A 22,290-nucleotide genomic window follows, 5' to 3' on the forward strand; every position below is an offset into this window, starting at 1 on the left:
TTATTCTAATTTTAAATTTTTTTTAACAAAAAAAAAGGTATTTTATGAATATTTTTAATAAAATAAAAAAACAAATTAATGATAATCCTATTATTTTATATATGAAAGGCACTCCAAAAAATCCTCAATGTGGTTTTTCTAATAAAGCAGTAAAAATAATTTTATTTTATAAAATAAAATTTACTTATATTGATATTTTGAAAGATTCTGATATTAGAAAATATTTACCTAAATATGCTAATTGGCCAACATTTCCCCAATTATGGGTAAATAATAAATTAATAGGAGGTTCTGATATATTATATACATTACATATTAATAATAAATTAAAAAAAATTCTAAATTTTAAAAAATAAATTATTAAGTTAAATTAATATTTAATTACGGTGGCCATCCTCCTTTAATTTTCCAATTATTAACTAATTTACAAAATAATTCAGCAGTACGATTAGCATCATATAATGCAGAATGTGCTCGATTACTATCGAATGATATACCAATTTTGTGACATGATTTTGCTAATACAGTTTGTCCTAAAATTAAACTACACATTGATGTTGTATCAAATATTACAAAAGAATGAAATGGATTATTTATTTCCATTTTGTTTCTTTTTATAGATTCCATGAGAAAACTATGATCGAAACTAGCATTATGAGCTACTACAACTGCTTTTTTACATTTATTTTTTTTTAAATCTTTAGTAATTTTTTTAAAAATTATTTTTAAAACTTCTATTTCAGTAATAGCACCTCTTAAAGAAGTGTGAATATTAATACCATTAAAAGCTAATGCATCTGGAGAAATTCTTGAACCTTTAAAAGGTAAAACATGAAAATGTAATGTTTTGTTTTTTTGCAACCAACCATTATTCATTTTTAATGTAATTAAACTTATTTCTAGTATAGCATTGTATTTAAAATTAAATCCTGAAGTTTCAATATCTATTACAACAGGATAAAATCCTCTAAATCTAGAAGATAATAAATCTAATTTTGATAAATTATTCATTTGAATTTTTAAAATTATTAAATATATTTAATGGTAATATTATATACATTATTAAATTATACTTTTATGTCAAAAATTACAAGTATAAAATATTTTATATATTTAAAAAATATTTATATAATTAATTAAATTATTTTAATTAAAAATAATTTTAATTTATTAAAGGAAATAAAATGTTTACAAAAATAATTAAATTTAAACAAAATAATTTTTCATTTTATGTAATTTATTTATATAATACTCAACCTGAACTTATATATAATGCAATAAAAAAAAAAATACAATATTCTCCTATATTTTTTAAAAAAATGTCAGTTATTGTTAATATTTTTTATATAAAAAATGAAATAAATTGGGAAAAAGTTTATAATGCTATTATTTCAACAGGAATTAATATTATAGGAGTTAGCGGATGTAATAATAAAAATATTATTAAAATTATAAATAATACTGGTATACCTGTTTTATTTGCTAATAATAAAGATAATAAAAAAATTTCAAATATTGATATTAACGAAAAAAAAAAAAATAATAATAAAGATAATGTAATACCGAAATCTATCATTAAAATAATTAAAGAAAAAAAAACTTTATCATTTAACAAAGATATTTATTATAAAAAAAGTAAAATTATTTATAATCCAATTAGATCAGGACAACAAATTTATGCCTATAATAGTGATTTAGTTATTATAAATAATGTTAGCACAGGAGCAGAATTAATAGCAGATGGTAATATTCATATTTATGGTTTTATGAGGGGTAAAGCTTTATCTGGTGCTAATGGAGATAAAAGTTGTCAAATTTTTTGTAATCAATTATTTGCTGAATTATTATCTATTGCTGGTGAATATTTACTTCAAGACCAAATTCCTAAAAAATTTTTAGGAAAATCATCAAGAATATATTTAAAAAATAAGATTTTAACAATAAAATCATATAATTAAATTTACTATTAAGGAAATTTTTCATGCGTATAATTGTTATAACTTCTGGTAAAGGTGGTGTAGGTAAAACTACCTCTAGTGCAGCTATAGCTACTGGATTAGCTAAAAATGGGAAAAAAACTGCTGTTATTGATTTTGATATAGGATTACGTAATTTAGATTTAATCATGGGTTGTGAAAGAAGAGTTGTTTATGATTTTATCAATGTTTTACAAGGAGAAGCTACATTAAATCAAGCTTTAATAAGAGATAAAAAATATAAAAATTTATATATATTACCTGCTTCTCAAACAAAAAATAAAGATGTATTAACTTATAATGGAGTTGAAACTATTTTAAAAAATTTAAATACAATGAATTTTGATTTTATCATATGTGATTCACCAGCGGGAATTGAAAAAGGTGCATTAACTGCATTATATTTTGCTGATGAAGCTATTGTTACTACTAATCCTGAAATTTCTTCTATTAGAGATTCTGATAGAATTTTAGGCATAATTTCATCACAATCTAAAAGAGCTAAAGATGGGGGATCTATTAAAGAATATTTATTACTTACACGATATAACCCTATTAGGGTGGATTGTGGTGATATGTTAAGTATCGATGATATTGTTGAAATTTTAGGTATCAAAATAATAGGTGTAATTCCAGAAGATCCTTTAGTATTAAGAGCATCAAATCAAGGTAAAAGTATCATTTTACATGAAAAATCTAATGCTTCATTAGCATATAATGACACTGTTAAACGTTTATTAGGAGAAAAAATTCCTCTACGTTTTATAAAAGAAAAACAAAAAAATTTTTTACAACGTTGGTTTGGGAGATAATATGAATATTATTAATTTTTTTTTATTTAAAAAGAAAAAAACTGCTAATATTGCTAAAAAAAGATTACAGATTATTATATCTGAAGAATCTAAAAAAGGTTATATATATCCTTGTTATATAACACAATTGAAAAAGGAAATATTAAAAGTAATTTCGAAGTATACTAAAATAAATTCAAAAATGATCAATATAGAAATGGATGATAAAAAAAATAATATATCAACACTAGAATTGAATATTATTTTACCTAAAACAAAAAAAACATTTAAAAAAAAAAATAACAAATAAAATATATATATATTAAAATATATTTTTAATGTAATTTATTTGATAATTTTTTTTTACCTTTTTTTTGTTTAAAAATATAGTATTAATAATACTAATAATATTTTCTGAAGAAAGAAATTTATTATAAACAAATGTTATTTTTAAATTTGTACCTATTTTTTTTTTTATATTTTTTTGAAAATATTGATCTATATTAGAAATTAATACAAATATTCCTTTTAATAAAATTATTTTTTGAAAAAAATCATTATAATTTAATAAACATTCACTTTTTTTCCCTATCCATAAACCTTTAAAAGTTCTTTTATATATAGCAAAATATAACAAATTTTGATTACATTTTATAACAGATATAACATTTTTAATCCCTGTTATTTTCCAAGATTGTTCAGCTAAAATCATTAAATGAGATATCCCTATTTTAGGAATATTTAATACATAAGAAAGACTTTCTATTATTGCTATACCTATTCTTAAACTTGTAAAATTTCCTGGTCCTAAATTATATCCTAATAAACATATTGTTGATAAAGTAATTTTCTTTTCTTTTAAAAGATTATTGAGTAATTGTAATATACATTTTATATGAGAATAAGGAGAATAATGTATTTTATTATAAATAATATTATCTATTTTTAACGAAAGTAAACAATATTCAGTAGATGTATCAATTGCTAAAATATTATTTTGCATATAAATATTAATTAAATATAAATTTATTGTTTAAAATAAAAATTATGTTATAATTTTAATGTTTTAATATAATTTAAAATTATTATACTGCTAATTATAATATAATTTTTTATAAAATGAAATATAAAATATTAATTTATTAATTACTATTTTAATAAAATTTTATAAAAATATAATTATTATTTATTTTCTATAGAATTTTAAAATAAATAATGATTTTAATTAGGAATAAACTCATGACAACAATAGTTAGTGTAAGGAGAAATGGTAATGTAGTTATTGGTGGAGATGGACAAGCAACTCTTGGTCATATTATAATGAAAGGAAATGTAAAAAAAATTCGTAAGTTATATAATGATACAGTAATTGCTGGTTTTGCTGGTGGTACTGCAGATGCTTTTACTCTTTTTGAGTTATTTGAACAAAAATTAGAAATACATCAAGGAAATTTAATTAAATCTGCAGTTGAATTAGCAAAAGATTGGAGAACAGATCGTATTTTACGTAAATTAGAAGCATTATTAGTAATAGCGGATAAAATTACTTCTTTAATTATTACAGGTAGCGGAGATGTTATACAACCTGAAAATAATATAGTAACTATTGGTTCTGGTGGCCCATATGCACAAGCATCGGCTCGTGCTTTATTTGAAAATACTAATTTAAATGCATATGAAATAGTAAAAAAATCTTTAAAAATTGCTGGAGATATTTGTATATATACTAACCATAATTTTACTATTGAAGAATTACCATCTAAATAAATAAGTATGAGGAAAATTTTCATTATGTCTGAAATGACCCCAAAAGAAATTGTAAATGAATTAGATAAATTTATTATTGGGCAAGAAAGTGCAAAAAAAGCAGTTGCAATAGCTTTAAGAAATCGTTGGCGTCGTATGAAATTAGATGAAAATTTAAGATCAGAAGTAACACCTAAAAATATATTAATGATAGGTCCTACAGGTGTAGGAAAAACAGAAATTGCACGTAGATTAGCAAAATTAGCTAATGCACCCTTTATAAAGGTAGAAGCAACCAAATTTACTGAAATTGGTTATGTTGGGAAAGAAGTAGATTCTATTATTCGTGATTTAACTGATGCTGCAATTAAAATGATACGAATACAAGCATTTAATAAAAATTGTTATAGAGCAAAAGAAATGGCAGAAGAAAGAATTCTGAATGTATTAATACCTAATAAAAATAATTGGAATAAAGATGATAATATTGATTCTATTCGTAAAAAATTAAAAAATAAATTAAAAAATGGATTATTAGATAATCAAGAAATTGAAATTAATTTATCTAGTGTTCCTATGGGTATTGAAATTATGGCACCTCCAGGAATGGAAGAAATGACCAGTCAATTACAATCTTTATTCCAGAATTTAGGAGGAAATAAACAAAAAAAACGTAAATTAAAAATTAAAGATGCATTAAAATTATTAATAGAAGAAGAAGCTAATAAATTAGTTAATAACGAAGATATTAAACAAAAAGCTATAGAAGCAGTAGAACAAAATGGTATAGTTTTTTTAGATGAAATAGACAAAATTTGTAGAAGAAGTAATAATGTATCATCTGATATTTCAAGAGAAGGTGTACAAAGAGATTTATTACCTTTAGTCGAAGGATGTACAGTATCAACAAAACATGGTATGGTTAAAACAGATTATATTTTATTTATTGCTTCAGGATCATTTCAAATTTCGAAACCTTCTGATTTAATACCTGAATTACAAGGTAGATTACCTATTAGAGTAGAATTAAAAGCATTAACTAGTAATGATTTTGAAAGAATTCTTATAGAACCTAATGCATCTATAACTGTTCAGTATAAGGCTTTATTAGCTACAGAAAAAGTAAATATTATCTTTACTAAAGATGGTATAAAAAAAATAGCAGAATCTGCTTGGAAAGTTAATGAAACAACAGAAAATATAGGAGCTAGAAGATTACATACTGTATTAGAATATTTAATGTCAGATATTTCTTATAATGCTAGTGAATATAATAATAAATCTATTATTATTAATGAAAATTATGTAAGTCAACATCTTGACACACTTATTATTAATGAAGATATTAGTAGATATATTTTATAATATGTTAATATTTGAAATTTTATTTAAAAATAATAAATATTAATTTCTAAATTTTATAAATTTAAAATAAAACTTGATTAATAAACTATTTTAATTCAGAATTTCTAATTTTTAAAATTTTAATAACATCTTTCAAATTAATGTTTTTTACTTTTAATAAAACTATTAAATGATAAATTAAATCTGCTGTTTCTTGCATAGTTTCTTTTTTATTGTTATCATTTGCAGCTATAATGGTTTCTATAGCTTCTTCTCCTACTTTTTGTGTAATTCTTTTTATACCACTTTGATATAATTTATAAGTATATGAAGATTCTATAGAAGATTTTTTTTTTTTATCTAAAATTTTTTCTAATAAATATAAAAAAGTAAAATCAGATATTGTTTTTTTAAAACAACTATATTCATTTAAATGGCATGTATTGTTTATAGAAATAACTAATATAAGAAGCGTATCTTTATCACAATCAGTTGTAATTTTTTTTACATATAAAAAATTACCTGTTGTTTCACCTTTCGTCCATATTTTATTTTTTGTTCTAGAAAAAAATGTAACTTTTTTAGTTTTTAAAGTAATAAGAAGAGATTCTTTATTCATATATGCATGCATAAGTATTTGTCCAGAAATTTTATGTTGTATAATAGTCGGAATTAATCCATTAGTTTTAAACCAATCTAAATTTTTTATAAAATTTAACATATTCTTACCTCAATATTTTTTTTATATAGAAATTTTTTTAATGTTTTAATATTAATTATATTTTTATGAAATACTGATGCAGCTAAAGCACCATCAACATTTATTTCTTTATGAAAAACATTATAAAAATCATTTATAGAACCTGCTCCTCCAGATGCAATCAAAGGTATTTTACAAATTTTTCTAATTTTTTTTAATTGTTCTATGTCATAACCACCACATAATCCATCCTGATTCATCGTATTTAATACTATTTCTCCTGCTCCCAATTTTTGTACATATTTTACCCAATCAATAGTTTCCCATTTTGTTAATTTTATTTTTTTTTGATTACCAGTATATTTATAAACATAATATTTTTGAGTTTTTTTGTCATACCAAGAATCTATTCCTACAACAATACATTGTTTACCAAAATATTTAGATAACTCATTTATTAAATTAGGATTATTTAATGCAGGAGTATTAATCGATATTTTTTCTGCTCCTAAATGTAATATTTTAGCAGCATCATCTATAGATGAAATTCCTCCTGCAACACAAAATGGAATACTAATAATTTTAGAAATTTTTGATATCCATTTTTTATTAACTAATTGATTATTAGTTGAAGCTGTAATATCATAAAAAACCAATTCATCAGCACCATCTTTATCATATTTTTTAGCTAAAGATAAAATATCTCCTATAATCTGATGATTTTTAAATTGTTTTCCTTTAACTACTAAATCTTCTTTTACATCTAAACAAGGAATTATTCTTTTTGCCAACATATATTAGCCTCTTTAAGAGTAAATTTTTTTTCTAAAAATGCTCTTCCTATAATTACATCTTTTACTCCAATATTTTTTAAATTAATAATATCTTGTAAAGAAGATATACCTCCTGAGGCTTGAAAAGATATTTCAGGATATTTTTTTACTATTTCAGTATATAAATTTATATTTGGTCCTAATAAAGTTCCATCTCGTGAGATATCTGTACATAAAATATATTTTAAACCTAAATGTAAAAATTTTTCTATAATATCTTCAAAAATTATATTACTTTTATTCTGCCATCCATTAATAAAAATTACTTTTTTATTATTTTGATCATATTTTATATCTAAAGCTAAAATAATAGAATTTGGATTATATAACTTAAATATTTTTTTTACGTTTTCAAAATTTTGTATAATAGATCCTAATATAATTTGAGAATTAGGTATTAAATTAAAAATAAAATCTATATCTTTTTGAGATCTTATACCTCCTCCAATTTGGATTGGAGGTAATTTATATTTAAAAATTTTTTTTAATAAAATTAATTGTTTAATATTAGGATTTTTTGCACCATCTAAATCTATGAGATGAATTTTACGAGCATTTTCTTTAATATATTTTTTTATATAAAATATAGGTGAATATAAATATTCACGTTTTAAATTAAATTTACCTTGATGTAATCTAACTACTTTTCCTTGAATTAAATCAATTGCTGGGATAATCATATTTATAATTTCACATTTTTAAAAAGTTTTTAATTAATTGTATACCATTAATTCCTGATCTTTCTGGATGAAATTGTACTCCAAAAAAATTTTTTTTTTGAATAACAGAACTAAAAATTTTTTCATAAGTAGTTGTAGCTATTGTATAATTATTCATACATATATTATAACTATGTGAAAAATAAAAATAGGAGTTATTGTTAATATTATTAAATAATGGTGATTTAATAATATTATTTACTTTATTCCATCCCATATGAGGGATAGGCATATATGTATTGTGCATTAAATTAACAGAATAATCCATAATTCCTAATGTTGAAATACCCTCATTTTCTTCACTATATTTACCTAATATTTGCATTCCTAAACATATTCCTAAAATATCTATTTTACAATTTTGGATGAATTTAATTAAATTATCTTTTTTTAATTTTTTTATTATTGATCTAGCAGAACCTACTCCTGGTAAAAAAATTTTATCAGCATTTAAAATTAAATTTTTATTATTCGAAATTTGAGCATTAAATCCTAATTTTTTTATAGTAGATTTTAAAGAATAAAAATTACCACAAGATGTGTCTATAATAATAATTTTCAATTTAAAACTCCTTTTGAACTAGGAATAATATTATGTTCAATTTTTATTGCTTGTTTTAAACAACAAGCAAACGCTTTAAATAAACTTTCTATTTTATGATGATCATTTTCTCCTGTTACTTTTAAATGTATATTACACAACATAGAATATGATAATGAATAAAAAAAATGTTTAATCATTTCAGTACTTAAATCTCCAATTTTTTGATATTTAAATTGTACATCATATTTTAAATATGGTCTTCCAGACAAATCTAATGAACATTGTGCTAATGCATCATCCATAGGTAATAAAAAACCAAATCTATGAATACCTTTTTTATTACCAAGAGCTTTAGAAAAAGCCTTTCCTAGAGTTATCGCAATATCTTCTATTGTATGATGATCATCAATATATAAATCTCCATTACTATAAATGTTTAAAATAAAACCACCATGTATTGGTATTTGTTCTAACATATGATTTAAAAAATTGATTCCAGTATCAATATTACTTTTCCCAATTATATCTAAAAATAACTCTACACATATTGTAGTTTCTTTTGTTATTTTTTTTATTATAGCATATCTTTTTATTGGTGTTAATTGAGCTAAAATATTTAGCCAATTACATTTTTTTTTATTATATAAAATACCTTTAATACCAATATTATTTGCTAATTGTATATCAGTTAAACGATCTCCTATTACATAACTATTTTTTTTATCTAAATAATGATTTAAATATTGTTTTAACATTGTTATGTTTGGTTTTCTACATATACATTTTTCATAGGAAAAATGAGGACAAATAAAAATATTTTCAAATTTTATGTTTTGTGATTTAAATATATTAATCATAAAATTATGAGGGATATTAAAAGATTCATATGGAAAAAAATTAGTACCTAATCCATCTTGGTTTGTGATCATTACAAATGAATAAGAAAATTTTTTTAATTCTGATAATACAAGAATAACATTTTTTTCAAAAAATAATTTATTAATATGATCAATTTGAAAATTATTTTTAGGTTCAGATATTAAAGTACCATCTCTATCTATAAAAAGTATTTTTTTAAGCATAAATTATTTCTTATATAATTAATCAAGATATTTTTTGTAATGTAAAAAATAATTTTTTACATTCATCAAAGGTTCCTATTGTAATTCTTAAACAATTATTTAATGTTTTTTCATGATTTTGATTTCGTACAATTATATTATTTTTATTTAAAATATCTAAAACAATATCTGAATTATGAAATTTTATTAAAACAAAGTTTGTGGTACTAGTAAATATTTTTTTTATACAATTACAATTACTTAATTTATCTATTAGCCATTTTTTATTATTTATTATTGTTTTAACATTATTATTCATAATAATTAAATTTTTTATATTTAAAGCTTGAATGGCAATATCTAAAACTGGAATAGATATTGGATATGGTGCTATTACTTTAAGTAATATATTTATAATGTATTGATTTGCTAATATAAAACCACAACGTAAACCTGCTAATCCAAACGCTTTAGATAGAGTTCTTAATATAATTAAATTTTCATATTTATTAATTAAACTAATCATAGTCTGATCTATACAGAATTCAATATATGCTTCATCGATAACAATCATTATTTTATTTTTTGTTAATTTTAATAATTCTATTATATTATTTTTATTTAAAATATTTCCTGTAGGATTATTAGGATTACAAAAATAAATAATTTTAATATTTTTAAGATTTCTTTTAATTTTTTTAAAATTTATTTCCCAAGTATCTTTTATACTAAAAATTATTAAATATTTAATATTTAATATATTAGCAGTAACACGATACATATCATATGTTGGAGGACAAAATAAAATTTTATCATATTCTGGATCACAAAATGTTCTCATAATTATATCTATACCTTCATCTGCTCCTCTAGTAATTAAAATATTTTCATTATTTAAATTAATATATTTACTATAAACATTAAGTAATTTCTTAGGTTGTTGTTCAGGATACCTATTTAATATTTTATTATTAGTAGAAAATAATGAAATAATAGGAGATTCATTTGCATTTAATAATATTTTATTATTAATATTATTTTTATATAATAACCTTGCTGATTGATATGGAGTTAAATTTAAAATATTTTTTCTAACTATTTGATTAATATTTTTAATTTTTCTCTTTTGTTGATTTATAAAATTTTTTCTTATTGTAATAGAATTCTTATGACCTAATAAACTTTCTGTTTTTGCCATAATTTCTACTGTAGAAGAAATGTTTAATAAACCATTTTTAGTTAATTTTTGTACAGATATTCTTTTTTGAAAATCAGAAATACTTAAACAAGAATAAGTTGAAGCATAACCATAAGTAGGTAAAACATGATTAGTTCCAGAAGCATAATCTCCTACTGATTCAGGAGTCCAATTACCTAAAAAAATAGCACCTGCATTAATAATCTTAGATAAAATATTTTTATAATTTTTACATTGAATAATAAGATGTTCAGGTGCATATGTATTTATTATATCAATACATTCATTAAGATTATTAACTATTATAATATAACTCTTATTAAGAGATTTTAATATGATATCTTTTCTAGGTAATTTTTCTAATTGTTTAAAAAGATTTTGTTTTACTAATTTTCCAATTTTTTCTTGAAAAGTTATTAACAATACTTGTGAATTAATACCATGTTCTGCTTGTGATAATAAATCTGCTATAATAAAATTATAATTTGCTGTTTCATCTGCAATAATCATTAATTCTGATGGACCAGCAGGCATATCTATAGATAGATTATTTAAAAGAGTAGTGTTATTACTAACTTGTGTTTTAGCTTCCGTGACATAAATATTTCCAGGACCAAAAATTTTATCTACTTTATTAATAGATTTTGTCCCATAAGCCATAGCTGCTATAGCATGTGCACCTCCTATTTGGAATATATTTTGTATATTACATAAGTTAGCAGCAAATAAAATTTCATTAGAAATTGGTGCAGGAGAACATAAAATAATATTAGGACATAATGCTATCTGTGCTGGGATTCCTAACATTAATACTGTAGAAAATAGTGAAGATGTTCCTCCCGGAATATAAAATCCTATTTTAGATATAGGACGAAAAATTTGGCTACAAAATACTCCAGGTATAATTTCAATTATTTTTTTTTTTATAATTTGATATTTATGAAATTTATAAATATTATTATATGCATTTTTAATTGCATCTTTTATATTTTTATTTATATAAAATTTTGAGTTAAATATTTTTTCTTTATTAATTTGTAAATTATTAATTTTAGTTTTATCAAATAATAAACTATATTTTTTTAAGGCATTATCACCATTTTCAATAACTTGTTCTAAAATATTTTTTACATCATTTTTAATTTTTTGATCTATAAAAAATATTGGTCGAGATAATATTTTCTTTTTGCGATCTTTATTACATTTATTCCAATAAATAATATCATTAATAATATTCATTTTTATTACTCCATAATTTTTTCGATAGGCAGAACTAAAATAGAACTAGCTCCTAATAACTTTAATTTTTCTATTCTTTCCCAAAATAATACTTCATTACATACCATATGTAATGAAATTTTTTTTGTTTCACCAATTAATGGTGAAATAGTTGGATTTTGTATATATGGTAATAATAAAAATACTTTTTTTAATTTTTTACTTGCAATATGAAAGGTAATATATTTTGATTCTTTTGCTTGTATTATTCCTTTAATTCTAGTCAATAATTTATTTATTAATTGTTGTTTAAAATATGATATTTTATCATAACGTTGTACTAAACATGCTTGAGAATTATATATCACCTCTACTTCTTTAACTCCATTAGCTTCTAATGTAACTCCTGTAGAAACTAAATCACAAATAGCATCAGATAAACCTACTCTAGGTGCTAATTCTACTGAACCATTTAACATACAAGATTTAAATTTAATATGATGCTGATCAAGATATTTTTTTAACAAATTAGGATAAGATGTAGCAATACAATTATTTTGTAAAGATTTTAATCCTAAATACTTTCTATTTACAGGTATTGCTATTGATAATCTACATATACCAAAATTTAATTTACGTAATATGATATATTTAGCATTATAACCTTTAGATAATCTATTTAATACTTCTTCTTCTAAGACATTTTGACCTATAATACCTAAATCAACAACACCTTCCATTATTAAACCAGGAATATCATCATCACGTACTTTTAAGATATCAATCGGCATATTTTTTGCAAAAGCTATTAACCGTTGTTCTTGTAGATTAATTTTAAGACCACAACTTTTAAAAAGTTTATTAGTTTCATCACTTAAACGACCAGATTTTTGCATAGCTATGCGTAAACGATTGTTATCTAACATACTATATACCTTTATTATAATATTTAAATGTAAAACATAAATGTAATTTCATAAATGAATTAGTTTCTTTAAACTTAAAGAAGTTGTATAAAAATAACAACTATTTTTTATTTTTTATATATCCTAAATCTTCTTCTATGGGATTTTTAGCTGAAATACGAGCTAATTTATCACATTTATTATTCATAATATTAGATGAATGACTTTTAATCCATTTCCATAAAATTTTATGATTGATTAAAGATAATTCTAATCTTCGCCATAAATCAATATTTTTTACTTTTTGTTTGTTATTACGTTTCCAATTAGATTTTTTCCAATTATATATCCATTTTGTAATTCCTTTTTTTAAATATTTACTATCAGTGATAAGTAAAATACTACATTTTTTTTTTAAAGATTCTAATGCAATAATAGAAGCCATTAATTCCATTCTATTATTAGTAGTTAAAAAAAAACTTTTAGTTAAAATTTTTTCATGTTTGTGATATTGTAAAATAGCAGCGCATCCTCCTGGACCTGGATTATATATACAAGAACCATCTGTAAAAATTTTTATATTTTTATACATTTTTTTTTATTGAAATTAATATTATTTATATAACAAATATGAAAAAAACAAATATACGTCAAGTAGTTTTAGATACAGAAACAACTGGGATGAATTTATCACCTCCCTACTATATAGGACATCGTATTATAGAAATAGGAATGATAGAAATAATTAATCGTAATATTACTAAAAATTATTTTCATGAATATATAAATCCTCAACAAATAATAAGTAAAGAAGCATTTAATATTCATGGAATTTCTAATAAATTTTTATCTAAAAAACCAATTTTTGCTAAAATTGTATATAATTTTTTAAATTATATTAAAGGATCAGAACTTATTATTCATAATGCTCAATTTGATATTAATTTTTTAAATTATGAACTTTCATTATTAAAAAATAATTTACCTAAAATTGAAAATATTTGTACAATTACAGATACATTAAAAATAGCTAGAAATATATTTCCTGGAAAAAGAAATTCACTAAATTCTTTATGTTCAAGATTTAATATAGATAAAAGTAAACGTAATTTACATGGTGCTTTATTAGATGCAAAACTTTTAGCATATGTTTTTTTATCTATGACTACTAAGCAAAATAAATTTAAATTAAAATTATTTAAAAAAAAAAATAATATTATTAATATTAATAATTTAAAAAATATTTTAAAAAAAAAAAAAAATCCTTTAATTATTATAAAGGCTTCCAATAAAGAGTTAAAATTACATAATTTAAAATTAAATTTAATTAAAAAAAAATGTGGTTTTGTTTTATGGAAATAAAAAAAATTGTTGATAATAATAATATATTTTATTATAATAAAATATATGGTGCGATAGTTCAGTTGGTTAGAATACCGGCTTGTCACGCCGGGGGTCGCGGGTTCAACTCCCGTTCGCACCGTGTTTTTAAAAAATTAGAATAAAAATATGATAGGTGGTATGGTATGTATTAGTGTTATATTAATCATTATTAATCCATAAAACACAAGATTTGTTATATGATTCTAAATTATTTTTAATAATATTTATTAAATCTGAACAAATTTCTTTTTTATTTATAAAATCATTAATCCAAAAAAAAACACTGAAATTAATAGAATTATTAGTAATTCCATCGAGAACAACATTAACAATAGAATTTTTTATTATTTGATCATTTAATGATACAGTATCTAATAAAATTTTTTTAATTATATTAATGTCATGTTGTATTAATTCTCTTGAAAGACTTAAAGTAATTTTATTACGATATTCACTTGATTTAGAAAAATTTACTATATTTTCTGTTAAAATTTTACCATTAGGTACAGAAATAATACTACCATCAAATGTTTTTAAAAGAGTACAAAAAATTTCAACATTAGTTATTTTACCAGTAACATTACCTAAATTAATATAATCTCCTACTTTAAAAATACGAAAAGTAATAATTAATAATCCTGAAGCTAAATTTGCTAACGCACTTTGCCATGCTAAACCTATTACTAATCCTATAGTTCCAAATGCAGCAAAAATTGATGATGTTTGTAATCCAATACTACTTAGAGCACTAACTATAACAAAAACAATAAAACTATATTTAAAAACATTTGTAAAAAATCCAATGGTAATTGGATCTATATTCCTTTTTTTAAAAACATTTCTTATAGTTTGAGTACTAAATTTCACACTCCATAACCCAAAAAATAAAATCATACCTGCTAAAACAAAATGTTCGCATTGATATAAAATAAAAATTCTATTTCTAAATATCCACATTTTTATAAAATCTAATACACTGATAAAATTATTCATATTTTAATAATCCATTGTATAAAATAATTTGTATTGTTTTTTATAATTTAAATAATTTATTTTTTATAATATATTAATTGCATTTAATTCTTTAAATGTTCTTTCTAATCGTTTTTTCATAGAAATTTGTGATGCTCTAATCCATGATCTAGGATCATAATATTTTTTATTTGGTTTGTTTAAACCTTCAGGATTACCTAACTGTTTTTGTAAATAAAACCTATATTTTTTATAAAAATTTAATATACCTTTCCATGTAGCCCATTGGGTATCTGTATCAATATTCATTTTAACAACACCATACTTTATTGCTTTTTGAATTTCAGTTATTGAAGATCCAGAACCTCCATGAAATACAAAATTTATAGGATTTTTATGAAGATGATGCTTTTTACTAATAAATTTTTGTGAATTTTTTAAAATTTTAGGTAATAATTGTACATTTCCTGTTTGATATACTCCATGTACATTACCAAAAGAGGCAGCAATAATAAATTGTGAACTAATTAATTTTAATTTTTCATATGCATAATTTACATCATTAGGATCAGTATATAATAATTTTTTATTTAAATTACTATTATCAATACCATCTTCTTCTCCACCTGTACATCCTAATTCTATTTCTAATGTCATTTTCATTTTTGACATTCTTTTTAGATAAGAACTACATATTTTAATATTATCTTTAATAGATTCTTTTGATAAATCTATCATATGTGATGAAAATAAAGATTTTTTATGTTTTAGATAATATTTTTCATTTTCATATAATAAATCATTAATCCAAAACAATTTATTTTTTGGACAATGATCAGTATGTAAAATAACTGGTATTCCATAATATTGTGCAATATTATGAACATGTTTTGCACCAGATATAGCACCTACTATAGAAGCTAATCTAGGATTAATAATTTGTAATCCCTTACCTGCAATAAAAGCAGCTCCTTCATTTGAAAATTGAATAATTACTGGAGATTTCATTTTTACTGCAGTTTCTAATACTATATTGATAGAATCAGTACCTATACAATTAATAGCTGGTATAGCAAAATTATTTTCTTTAGCTATTTTAAAGATAGTTTGTACATCATGACCAACTACTATACCAGGTTTTACATAATTTAAAATTTTAGACATAATATACACTTTATATTTAATAATTTTTTATTAGATATTTTATAATTTTAATTATAAAAATTTAATTTTGTGAAATATTTTTTAATAGAGATATAACAGGTAATTTATTTTTTTCTATATATTTTAAAAAAGCACCTCCTCCTGTGGAAATATAAGAGATTTTATTACATACATTAAATAATTCTAATGCAGCTAATGTATCTCCTCCTCCCACAATAGAAAAAATATTATTATTAACAATAGCATTAATAATACTTTCAGTACCTTTTCTAAAATTTTTAAATTCAAATACTCCAACTGGTCCATTCCATAAAATGGTTTTAGCTTTTTTAATTTCATTTTGAATTATATTTATAGTTTTATGACCTATATCAAGAATCTTTTCATTTTTTAAAATATTATTAATTTTTTTTTCTTTTATTAAAGAATCATTTGAAATAGTTGTACTAACAATACAATCAATCGGAATAATAATATTTTTATATTTTTGTATAATTTCTTGAGCTAATAAAATTGCATTAGGTTCATATAATGAATTACCAATATTATTATTTAATGCAATTAATGTATTAGCTATACCTCCACCTACAATAACTTTATCTGATAATTCAGATAATTTTTTTAAAATATTAAATTTAGTAGATATTTTGGAACCACCAATAATAGAAATTATTGGTTTTAAAGGATTTTTTAAAAATCTCGTTAAATTTTTTATTTCATTTATTAATAAAATACCAGCACAAGATTGTTTAGCAAATTTAATAATACCATAAGTAGAAGCATGAATACGATGAGAAGTTGCAAATGCATCCATCACAAATATATCACATAAAGATGCATATTTTTCTGCTAATATTGCATTATTATCTTTTTCACCAATGTTAAAACGAATATTTTCTAAAAGAAAAATTTCATTATTTTTAAATTTTAAACCATTTAAGTAATTTTTTTTTAAAATAACTTTATGATTTAAAACTTTTGCTAAATATATACTTATTTTTTTAAGAGATAAAAGTTTATTAAATTTTCCTTCAATAGGGTTACCTAGATGAGATGCTATAATAATTTTACAACCTTTATTTAAAGCATATTTAATAGTAGGTAATGATAATTTTATTCTTATATCTGATATTATATTTCCATTTAAATCAATTGGTACATTTAAATCAGATCTAATAAAGATTATTTTATTTTTAATATTTAAATTTAAAATACTTAACATAAAGTAATTTTATCCTATTTTTGGTTAAAAAATAATTAATTATATAATTTAAATTTTTTTTTTATTTTTAACAAAATATTTTCAACAGTAAAACCAAATTTTTCAAATAATTTTTCTCCAGAAGCAGAATATCCAAAACTATTCATACCAATAACAATACCAGTTAAACCAACATATTTATACCAAAAATCTTTAGATCCTGCTTCAATAGCTACTTTATATTTTACATGGCTAGGTAATATATAATTTTTATATTCTTTACTTTGTTTATCAAATATATCAGTAGAAGGCATAGATACAACTCTAACTTTATACTTTAAAAGAGATAATTTTTTATATATTTCAATAGCTAATAATATTTCTGAACCAGTAGCTATTAATATAATTTGGGGATTTTCATCTATACAATCTTTCAAAATATATCCTCCATATGAAATATATGATATAATTTTTTTATTTCTTTGCTGTGTAGGTAATATTTGTCTTGATAAAATCAAAATAGTTGGTTTTTCTCTATTTTCAATACCTATTTTCCAAGCTATAGCTGTTTCAATTTTATCACATGGACGCCAAATATTTATATTTGGTATTAATCTTAAACTAGATAATTGTTCTACTGGTTGATGTGTTGGTCCATCTTCTCCTAAACCTATAGAATCATGAGTATAAATCATTATATTTTTAATTTTCATCAACGCAGCCATTCTTATAGCATTACGACAATAATCTGAAAAAACTAAAAAAGTAGCTGTATAAGTGATAAATCCATTATATATAGAAATACCATTAGAAATGGCAGTCATACCAAATTCTCTTACTCCGTAATGAATATAATTACCATTTTTAAATTTATTAATTGGTTTATAATTATTTACAATAGTTAAATTACTATGAGATAAATCTGCAGAACCACCTAATAATTCAGGTAATAATGTTGAATATTTTTGTAAAATAGATTGTGATGCTTGTCTTGTAGAAATATTTAAATTGCTATTATTTAATTCTAAAATAAATTTATTTGTTTCACTATTCCAGTTATAAGGAAGAATATTATTGATTCTTCTTTTAAATTCTTTTGCTAAAATTGGAAATTTATAACAATAATTTTTGAACATATTTATCCATTTTTGTTCTTTTATATAACCTATTTTTTTAGCATCCCATGCTTTATATATATGTGAAGGAATTTTAAAAGGTTCAAAGTACCATTTTAATTTTTTCTTTGTTAATAAAACTTCTTTCTCACCTAGAGGTGAGCCATGTGAAATATTTTTATTTGCTTTATTAGGGGAACCAAAAGCTATAATTGTATTACAGATTAATAATGATGGTTTATTGTTTATATGTGATTTAGCTTTTTTAATAGCTATTTCTATCTGTTCTGAATTATGACCATCTATATTAGATATAACATTCCAGCCATAGGATTCAAATCTTTTTTGAGTATCATCATTAAACCATCCTTTAATATTTCCATCTATAGATATTTTATTATTATCATAAAATACTATTAATTTTTTTAATTTTAATGTTCCGGCTAAAGAACAAACTTCATGTGAAATACCTTCCATTAAACATCCATCACCTACAAAAACATAAGTATAATGATTAATAATATTAAAATATAATTTATTAAATTGTGCAGATAATGTTTTTTCTGCTATAGCCATACCTACAGCATTAGCTAATCCTTGTCCTAAAGGACCTGTACTAGTTTCAACACCTGGAGTACATTTAAATTCTGGATGTCCTGGTGTTTTAGAATATAATGTACGAAATTTTTTTAGATCAGAAATAGATAAATTATATCCAGTTAAATGTAATAAACTATATAACAACATTACACAATGTCCATTAGATAATATAAATCTATCACGATTTATCCACATAGGATTATTAGGATTATGATTTAAAAATTTACGCCAAAGTACTTCTGCTATATCAGCCATACCCATTGAAGCACCAGGATGTCCTGAATTAGCATTTTCTATAGAATCTATACTTAAAAATCTAATAGCATTAACTATATCTTTTCTAGAATTCATAATATATTTTTTCCTAAATTTAAAAATATTTTATAAAAAATTCTTTATATAAAGAAATATATACGTAAAATGTTTTAAAATCTATTTATTATAATTTTAAAATTATTAATTTATTAAAAATTTTAATTTTATATGCATTTTTTAAAAAAAAATATATACTAAAAGTATCAAGTATATTTATAGGAAATAATATTAATGACAGAATATTTATTTACTTCAGAATCTGTATCAGAAGGTCATCCAGATAAAATTGCAGATCAAATTTCTGATGCAATATTAGATAATATAATAAAACAAGATATTGAATCTCGTGTAGCATGTGAAACTTATATCAAAAATAATATGGTATTAATCGGAGGAGAAATAACTACTAAAGCTAATATAAACATAGAAAAAATAACAAGAAAAACCATAAAAGAAATTGGATATAATAGTTCTGAAATAGGATTTAATGCTAATACATGCACAGTATTAAACATTATAAGTAAACAATCAGATGATATTAATCAAGGAATTACATCTAATTTAGATAAATATAATCAAGGAGCAGGTGATCAAGGATTTGTATTTGGATATGCTACTAATGAAACTGATGTATTTATGCCAGCACCTATTATTTATGCACATAAATTAATGTATCAACAAGCACAAGTTAGAAAAAAAAATATTTTATCATGGTTAGAACCAGATGCTAAAAGCCAAATTACATTTAAGTATAAAAATCATAAAATTATTAATATAGATTCTGTTGTTATATCTACACAGATTTCTAAAGAAATATCTTCTAAAGAATTAACAGAAGCTGTTATGGAAGAAATTATTAAACCAGTATTACCAAAAAAATGGATTAATAAACAAACTAAATTTTTTATTAATCCTTCTGGCCGTTTTATTATAGGAGGTCCTTTTGGAGATTGTGGATTAACTGGAAGAAAAATTATTGTAGATACTTATGGTGGTATGGCTAGACATGGAGGAGGTGCTTTTTCAGGTAAAGATCCCTCAAAAGTAGACAGATCTGCTGCATATGCTGCACGTTATATAGCAAAAAACGTGGTTGCTTCAAATTTAGCCACACGTTGTGAAATACAAATTGCATATATTATTGGTATTGCTAAACCCATTTCAATTATGGTAAATACTTTTGGAACTAGTAAAATTTCTGATAAAAATATTATGTTATTTATAAAAAATAATTTTGATTTACGACCTTTTAACTTAATTAAAATGCTAAATCTTTTACAACCTATATATAAAAAAACTGCATCATATGGACATTTTGGAAGAAATATTTTTACATGGGAAAAAACAAATAAAATAGATGAATTTAAAAATTTTTTTAATATTAAATAAATTAAATTTTATTTAATACTCATTAATATGATATTTTATAATTTAAATTTTTTGTAATCCTATCACTTTTTCATTAAATTTAGTTTTAATTATAATAACACCTTTGGTATTACGTCCAATAACACAAATTTCAGATATATTAATACGTATTAATGTTCCCATATTAGTTATTATAACAACTTGATTATTTTGTTTTACTTTTAAAGATCCTACTAATAATCCATTTCTTTTATTAATTATCATAGACAAAATTCCTTTAGTATATCTAGATCTTGTAGGAAATAATTTGTTATTTGTACATTTTCCGTATCCATTTTCTGTTATAGTAAAAATATTACCTTTAAAATAAGGTTTAATAATAGTTAATGAAACAACAAAATCATTTTTTTGTTTTAAAATATTAATTCCTTTTACTCCCATTGTATTTCTTCCCATAGATCTGACTTCTGTTTCACAAAATTTTACAACTTTCCCTTGTGAAGTAAATAACATGATTTTATCTTTTATATCTATAATAGATACTCCAATTAAAATATCATTTTTTTTTAATTTAATTGCAATAATACCTTTACGTCTTGAACGATTAAATTTTTTTAAATTAGTTTTTTTTATTATTCCTTTTTTAGTTACCATAATTAAATTAGAATTATCTTTATATTTATTCCTAATAAGTAAACTAGTAATTTTTTCATTTTTTTTTAAAGGAAGTAAATTAATAATAGGTTTCCCTTGAGAAAATCTACTAAATTTAGGTATATTATATACCTTTAACCAATATAATTTACCTATATTAGAAAATAATAAAATATTATCATGAGTATAAGCTATTAAAATTTTATAAATAAAATCATTTTCTTTTAATTTTGTTGTTAATTTTCCTTTACCTCCTCTATGTTGTAAATGATATTCATCAATTTTTTGATATTTTATATATCCCTGATAAGATAAAGTAATAATAACTTTTTCATGTTTAATTAAATCTTTTGTATTTATAATAGGTGTTTTATTTTCTAAAATAATTTCAGTTTTTCTATTATCTCCAAATTCTTTTTTGATGATCATTAGCTCATTATATATTACTTTCATTAAGTATCTATAATTGTTGATAATTTTAAC

General features: G+C 21.5%; 23 protein-coding genes, 1 tRNA gene and 1 pseudogene. 9 read left to right on the forward strand and 16 right to left on the reverse strand.

Annotated elements, in window-relative coordinates; genetic code table 11:
* The first annotated feature begins 44 nt into the window (after positions 1 to 44).
* Complete coding sequence (gene grxD, locus GJT99_RS00540; protein ID WP_168893785.1) at positions 45 to 356, forward strand: Grx4 family monothiol glutaredoxin; 312 nt, start codon at positions 45 to 47, stop codon at positions 354 to 356.
* Between the two features lie 25 nt (positions 357 to 381).
* On the opposite strand, the gene rnt is transcribed toward grxD, so the two are convergent.
* Entirely contained in the window at positions 382 to 1,011 is a 630-nt protein-coding gene (rnt, locus tag GJT99_RS00545; protein ID WP_168893786.1) for a ribonuclease T, read from the reverse strand.
* Positions 1,012 to 1,184: 173 nt separating this feature from the next.
* Between rnt and minC the strand changes: the two genes are divergently transcribed.
* From minC to minE, 3 genes are read left to right on the forward strand one after another with little or no spacing between them, the layout of a single operon-like run.
* Positions 1,185 to 1,958 (forward strand): septum site-determining protein MinC, encoded by a 774-nt coding sequence (gene minC, locus GJT99_RS00550; RefSeq protein WP_168893787.1) that lies wholly within the window; start codon positions 1,185 to 1,187, stop codon positions 1,956 to 1,958.
* Positions 1,959 to 1,981: 23 nt separating this feature from the next.
* Positions 1,982 to 2,788 (forward strand): septum site-determining protein MinD, encoded by an 807-nt coding sequence (gene minD, locus GJT99_RS00555; RefSeq protein WP_168893788.1) that lies wholly within the window; start codon positions 1,982 to 1,984, stop codon positions 2,786 to 2,788.
* 1 nt (position 2,789) lies between these two features.
* A complete protein-coding gene (gene minE, locus GJT99_RS00560; RefSeq protein ID WP_168893789.1) occupies positions 2,790 to 3,077 on the forward strand; it encodes a cell division topological specificity factor MinE in 288 nt (95 codons plus the stop codon).
* A gap of 12 nt (positions 3,078 to 3,089) precedes the next feature.
* On the opposite strand, the gene tsaB is transcribed toward minE, so the two are convergent.
* Positions 3,090 to 3,770, reverse strand: a complete 681-nt coding sequence (gene tsaB / locus GJT99_RS00565; RefSeq protein ID WP_168893790.1) for a tRNA (adenosine(37)-N6)-threonylcarbamoyltransferase complex dimerization subunit type 1 TsaB — start codon at positions 3,768 to 3,770, stop codon at positions 3,090 to 3,092.
* A 236-nt stretch (positions 3,771 to 4,006) separates the two neighbouring features.
* On the opposite strand from tsaB, the gene hslV reads away from it, so the two are divergent.
* Together hslV and hslU are read left to right on the forward strand one after the other, a co-directional pair.
* Positions 4,007 to 4,534, forward strand: coding sequence for an ATP-dependent protease subunit HslV (gene hslV / locus GJT99_RS00570; RefSeq protein WP_168893791.1), 528 nt, complete (start codon positions 4,007 to 4,009; stop codon positions 4,532 to 4,534).
* 24 nt (positions 4,535 to 4,558) lie between these two features.
* On the forward strand, positions 4,559 to 5,878 hold the full coding sequence (gene hslU / locus GJT99_RS00575; protein ID WP_168893792.1) for an ATP-dependent protease ATPase subunit HslU: 1,320 nt from the start codon (positions 4,559 to 4,561) through the stop codon (positions 5,876 to 5,878).
* Between the two features lie 85 nt (positions 5,879 to 5,963).
* Here hslU and hisIE read toward each other — a convergent pair whose 3' ends face one another.
* The 9 genes and pseudogenes from hisIE to rnhA all read right to left on the reverse strand — a co-directional run bounded on the left by hisIE (position 5,964) and on the right by rnhA (position 13,627).
* A complete protein-coding gene (gene hisIE, locus GJT99_RS00580; RefSeq protein WP_168893793.1) occupies positions 5,964 to 6,578 on the reverse strand; it encodes a bifunctional phosphoribosyl-AMP cyclohydrolase/phosphoribosyl-ATP diphosphatase HisIE in 615 nt (204 codons plus the stop codon).
* The gene (gene hisF / locus GJT99_RS00585; RefSeq protein ID WP_168893794.1) at positions 6,572 to 7,351 is read right to left on the reverse strand and encodes an imidazole glycerol phosphate synthase subunit HisF; all 780 of its coding nucleotides are present in this window, start codon (positions 7,349 to 7,351) and stop codon (positions 6,572 to 6,574) included. Before hisF ends, hisIE begins: the two co-directional genes overlap by 7 nt.
* Complete coding sequence (locus GJT99_RS00590; protein ID WP_168893795.1) at positions 7,333 to 8,070, reverse strand: 1-(5-phosphoribosyl)-5-[(5-phosphoribosylamino)methylideneamino]imidazole-4-carboxamide isomerase; 738 nt, start codon at positions 8,068 to 8,070, stop codon at positions 7,333 to 7,335. The genes hisF and GJT99_RS00590 overlap by 19 nt, the downstream gene beginning before the upstream one ends.
* A 10-nt stretch (positions 8,071 to 8,080) precedes the next feature.
* Positions 8,081 to 8,671: an imidazole glycerol phosphate synthase subunit HisH gene (hisH, locus tag GJT99_RS00595; protein WP_168893796.1), complete on the reverse strand. Its 591-nt coding sequence runs from the start codon at positions 8,669 to 8,671 to the stop codon at positions 8,081 to 8,083.
* Positions 8,668 to 9,735, reverse strand: a complete 1,068-nt coding sequence (gene hisB, locus GJT99_RS00600; protein ID WP_168893797.1) for a bifunctional histidinol-phosphatase/imidazoleglycerol-phosphate dehydratase HisB — start codon at positions 9,733 to 9,735, stop codon at positions 8,668 to 8,670. Before hisB ends, hisH begins: the two co-directional genes overlap by 4 nt.
* A gap of 22 nt (positions 9,736 to 9,757) precedes the next feature.
* Positions 9,758 to 10,867, reverse strand: coding sequence for a histidinol-phosphate transaminase (hisC, locus tag GJT99_RS02250; protein ID WP_246208913.1), 1,110 nt, complete (start codon positions 10,865 to 10,867; stop codon positions 9,758 to 9,760).
* Positions 10,841 to 12,151, reverse strand: a pseudogene (hisD, locus tag GJT99_RS02255) (histidinol dehydrogenase); the annotation flags it as partial. The pseudogene hisD and the gene hisC, both read right to left, overlap by 27 nt.
* A 5-nt stretch (positions 12,152 to 12,156) precedes the next feature.
* Positions 12,157 to 13,056 (reverse strand): ATP phosphoribosyltransferase, encoded by a 900-nt coding sequence (gene hisG, locus GJT99_RS00615; protein ID WP_168893798.1) that lies wholly within the window; start codon positions 13,054 to 13,056, stop codon positions 12,157 to 12,159.
* A gap of 100 nt (positions 13,057 to 13,156) precedes the next feature.
* Complete coding sequence (gene rnhA, locus GJT99_RS00620; protein ID WP_168893799.1) at positions 13,157 to 13,627, reverse strand: ribonuclease HI; 471 nt, start codon at positions 13,625 to 13,627, stop codon at positions 13,157 to 13,159.
* A gap of 38 nt (positions 13,628 to 13,665) precedes the next feature.
* On the opposite strand from rnhA, the gene dnaQ reads away from it, so the two are divergent.
* Together dnaQ and GJT99_RS00630 are read left to right on the forward strand one after the other, a co-directional pair.
* Positions 13,666 to 14,397, forward strand: a complete 732-nt coding sequence (dnaQ, locus tag GJT99_RS00625; RefSeq protein WP_168893800.1) for a DNA polymerase III subunit epsilon — start codon at positions 13,666 to 13,668, stop codon at positions 14,395 to 14,397.
* Positions 14,398 to 14,444: 47 nt separating this feature from the next.
* Positions 14,445 to 14,518: transfer RNA gene (locus GJT99_RS00630), tRNA-Asp, on the forward strand.
* Positions 14,519 to 14,577: 59 nt separating this feature from the next.
* Here the strand turns inward: GJT99_RS00630 and GJT99_RS00635 are convergent.
* From GJT99_RS00635 to tkt, 4 genes are all read right to left on the reverse strand, one after another.
* A complete protein-coding gene (locus GJT99_RS00635) occupies positions 14,578 to 15,411 on the reverse strand; it encodes a mechanosensitive ion channel domain-containing protein (RefSeq protein WP_168893801.1) in 834 nt (277 codons plus the stop codon).
* Positions 15,412 to 15,474: 63 nt separating this feature from the next.
* A complete protein-coding gene (gene fbaA, locus GJT99_RS00640; protein WP_168893802.1) occupies positions 15,475 to 16,554 on the reverse strand; it encodes a class II fructose-bisphosphate aldolase in 1,080 nt (359 codons plus the stop codon).
* Between the two features lie 61 nt (positions 16,555 to 16,615).
* Positions 16,616 to 17,776 carry a phosphoglycerate kinase gene (locus tag GJT99_RS00645; RefSeq protein ID WP_168893803.1) on the reverse strand — a complete coding sequence of 387 codons (1,161 nt, stop codon included), beginning with the start codon at positions 17,774 to 17,776 and terminating at the stop codon, positions 16,616 to 16,618.
* Between the two features lie 35 nt (positions 17,777 to 17,811).
* Entirely contained in the window at positions 17,812 to 19,821 is a 2,010-nt protein-coding gene (gene tkt / locus GJT99_RS00650) for a transketolase (protein WP_168893804.1), read from the reverse strand.
* A gap of 195 nt (positions 19,822 to 20,016) precedes the next feature.
* Here tkt and metK point away from each other — a divergent pair, with 195 nt between their 5' ends.
* Positions 20,017 to 21,174 carry a methionine adenosyltransferase gene (metK, locus tag GJT99_RS00655; RefSeq protein ID WP_168893805.1) on the forward strand — a complete coding sequence of 386 codons (1,158 nt, stop codon included), beginning with the start codon at positions 20,017 to 20,019 and terminating at the stop codon, positions 21,172 to 21,174.
* A gap of 42 nt (positions 21,175 to 21,216) precedes the next feature.
* On the opposite strand, the gene GJT99_RS00660 is transcribed toward metK, so the two are convergent.
* Positions 21,217 to 22,290: DNA gyrase C-terminal beta-propeller domain-containing protein (locus GJT99_RS00660; protein ID WP_281352069.1), on the reverse strand; the 1,074-nt coding region annotated here is incomplete at its 5' end.

Origin of the sequence: Enterobacteriaceae endosymbiont of Donacia cincticornis, assembly GCF_012568845.1 — a bacterium.
Taxonomy (GTDB): domain Bacteria; phylum Pseudomonadota; class Gammaproteobacteria; order Enterobacterales; family Enterobacteriaceae.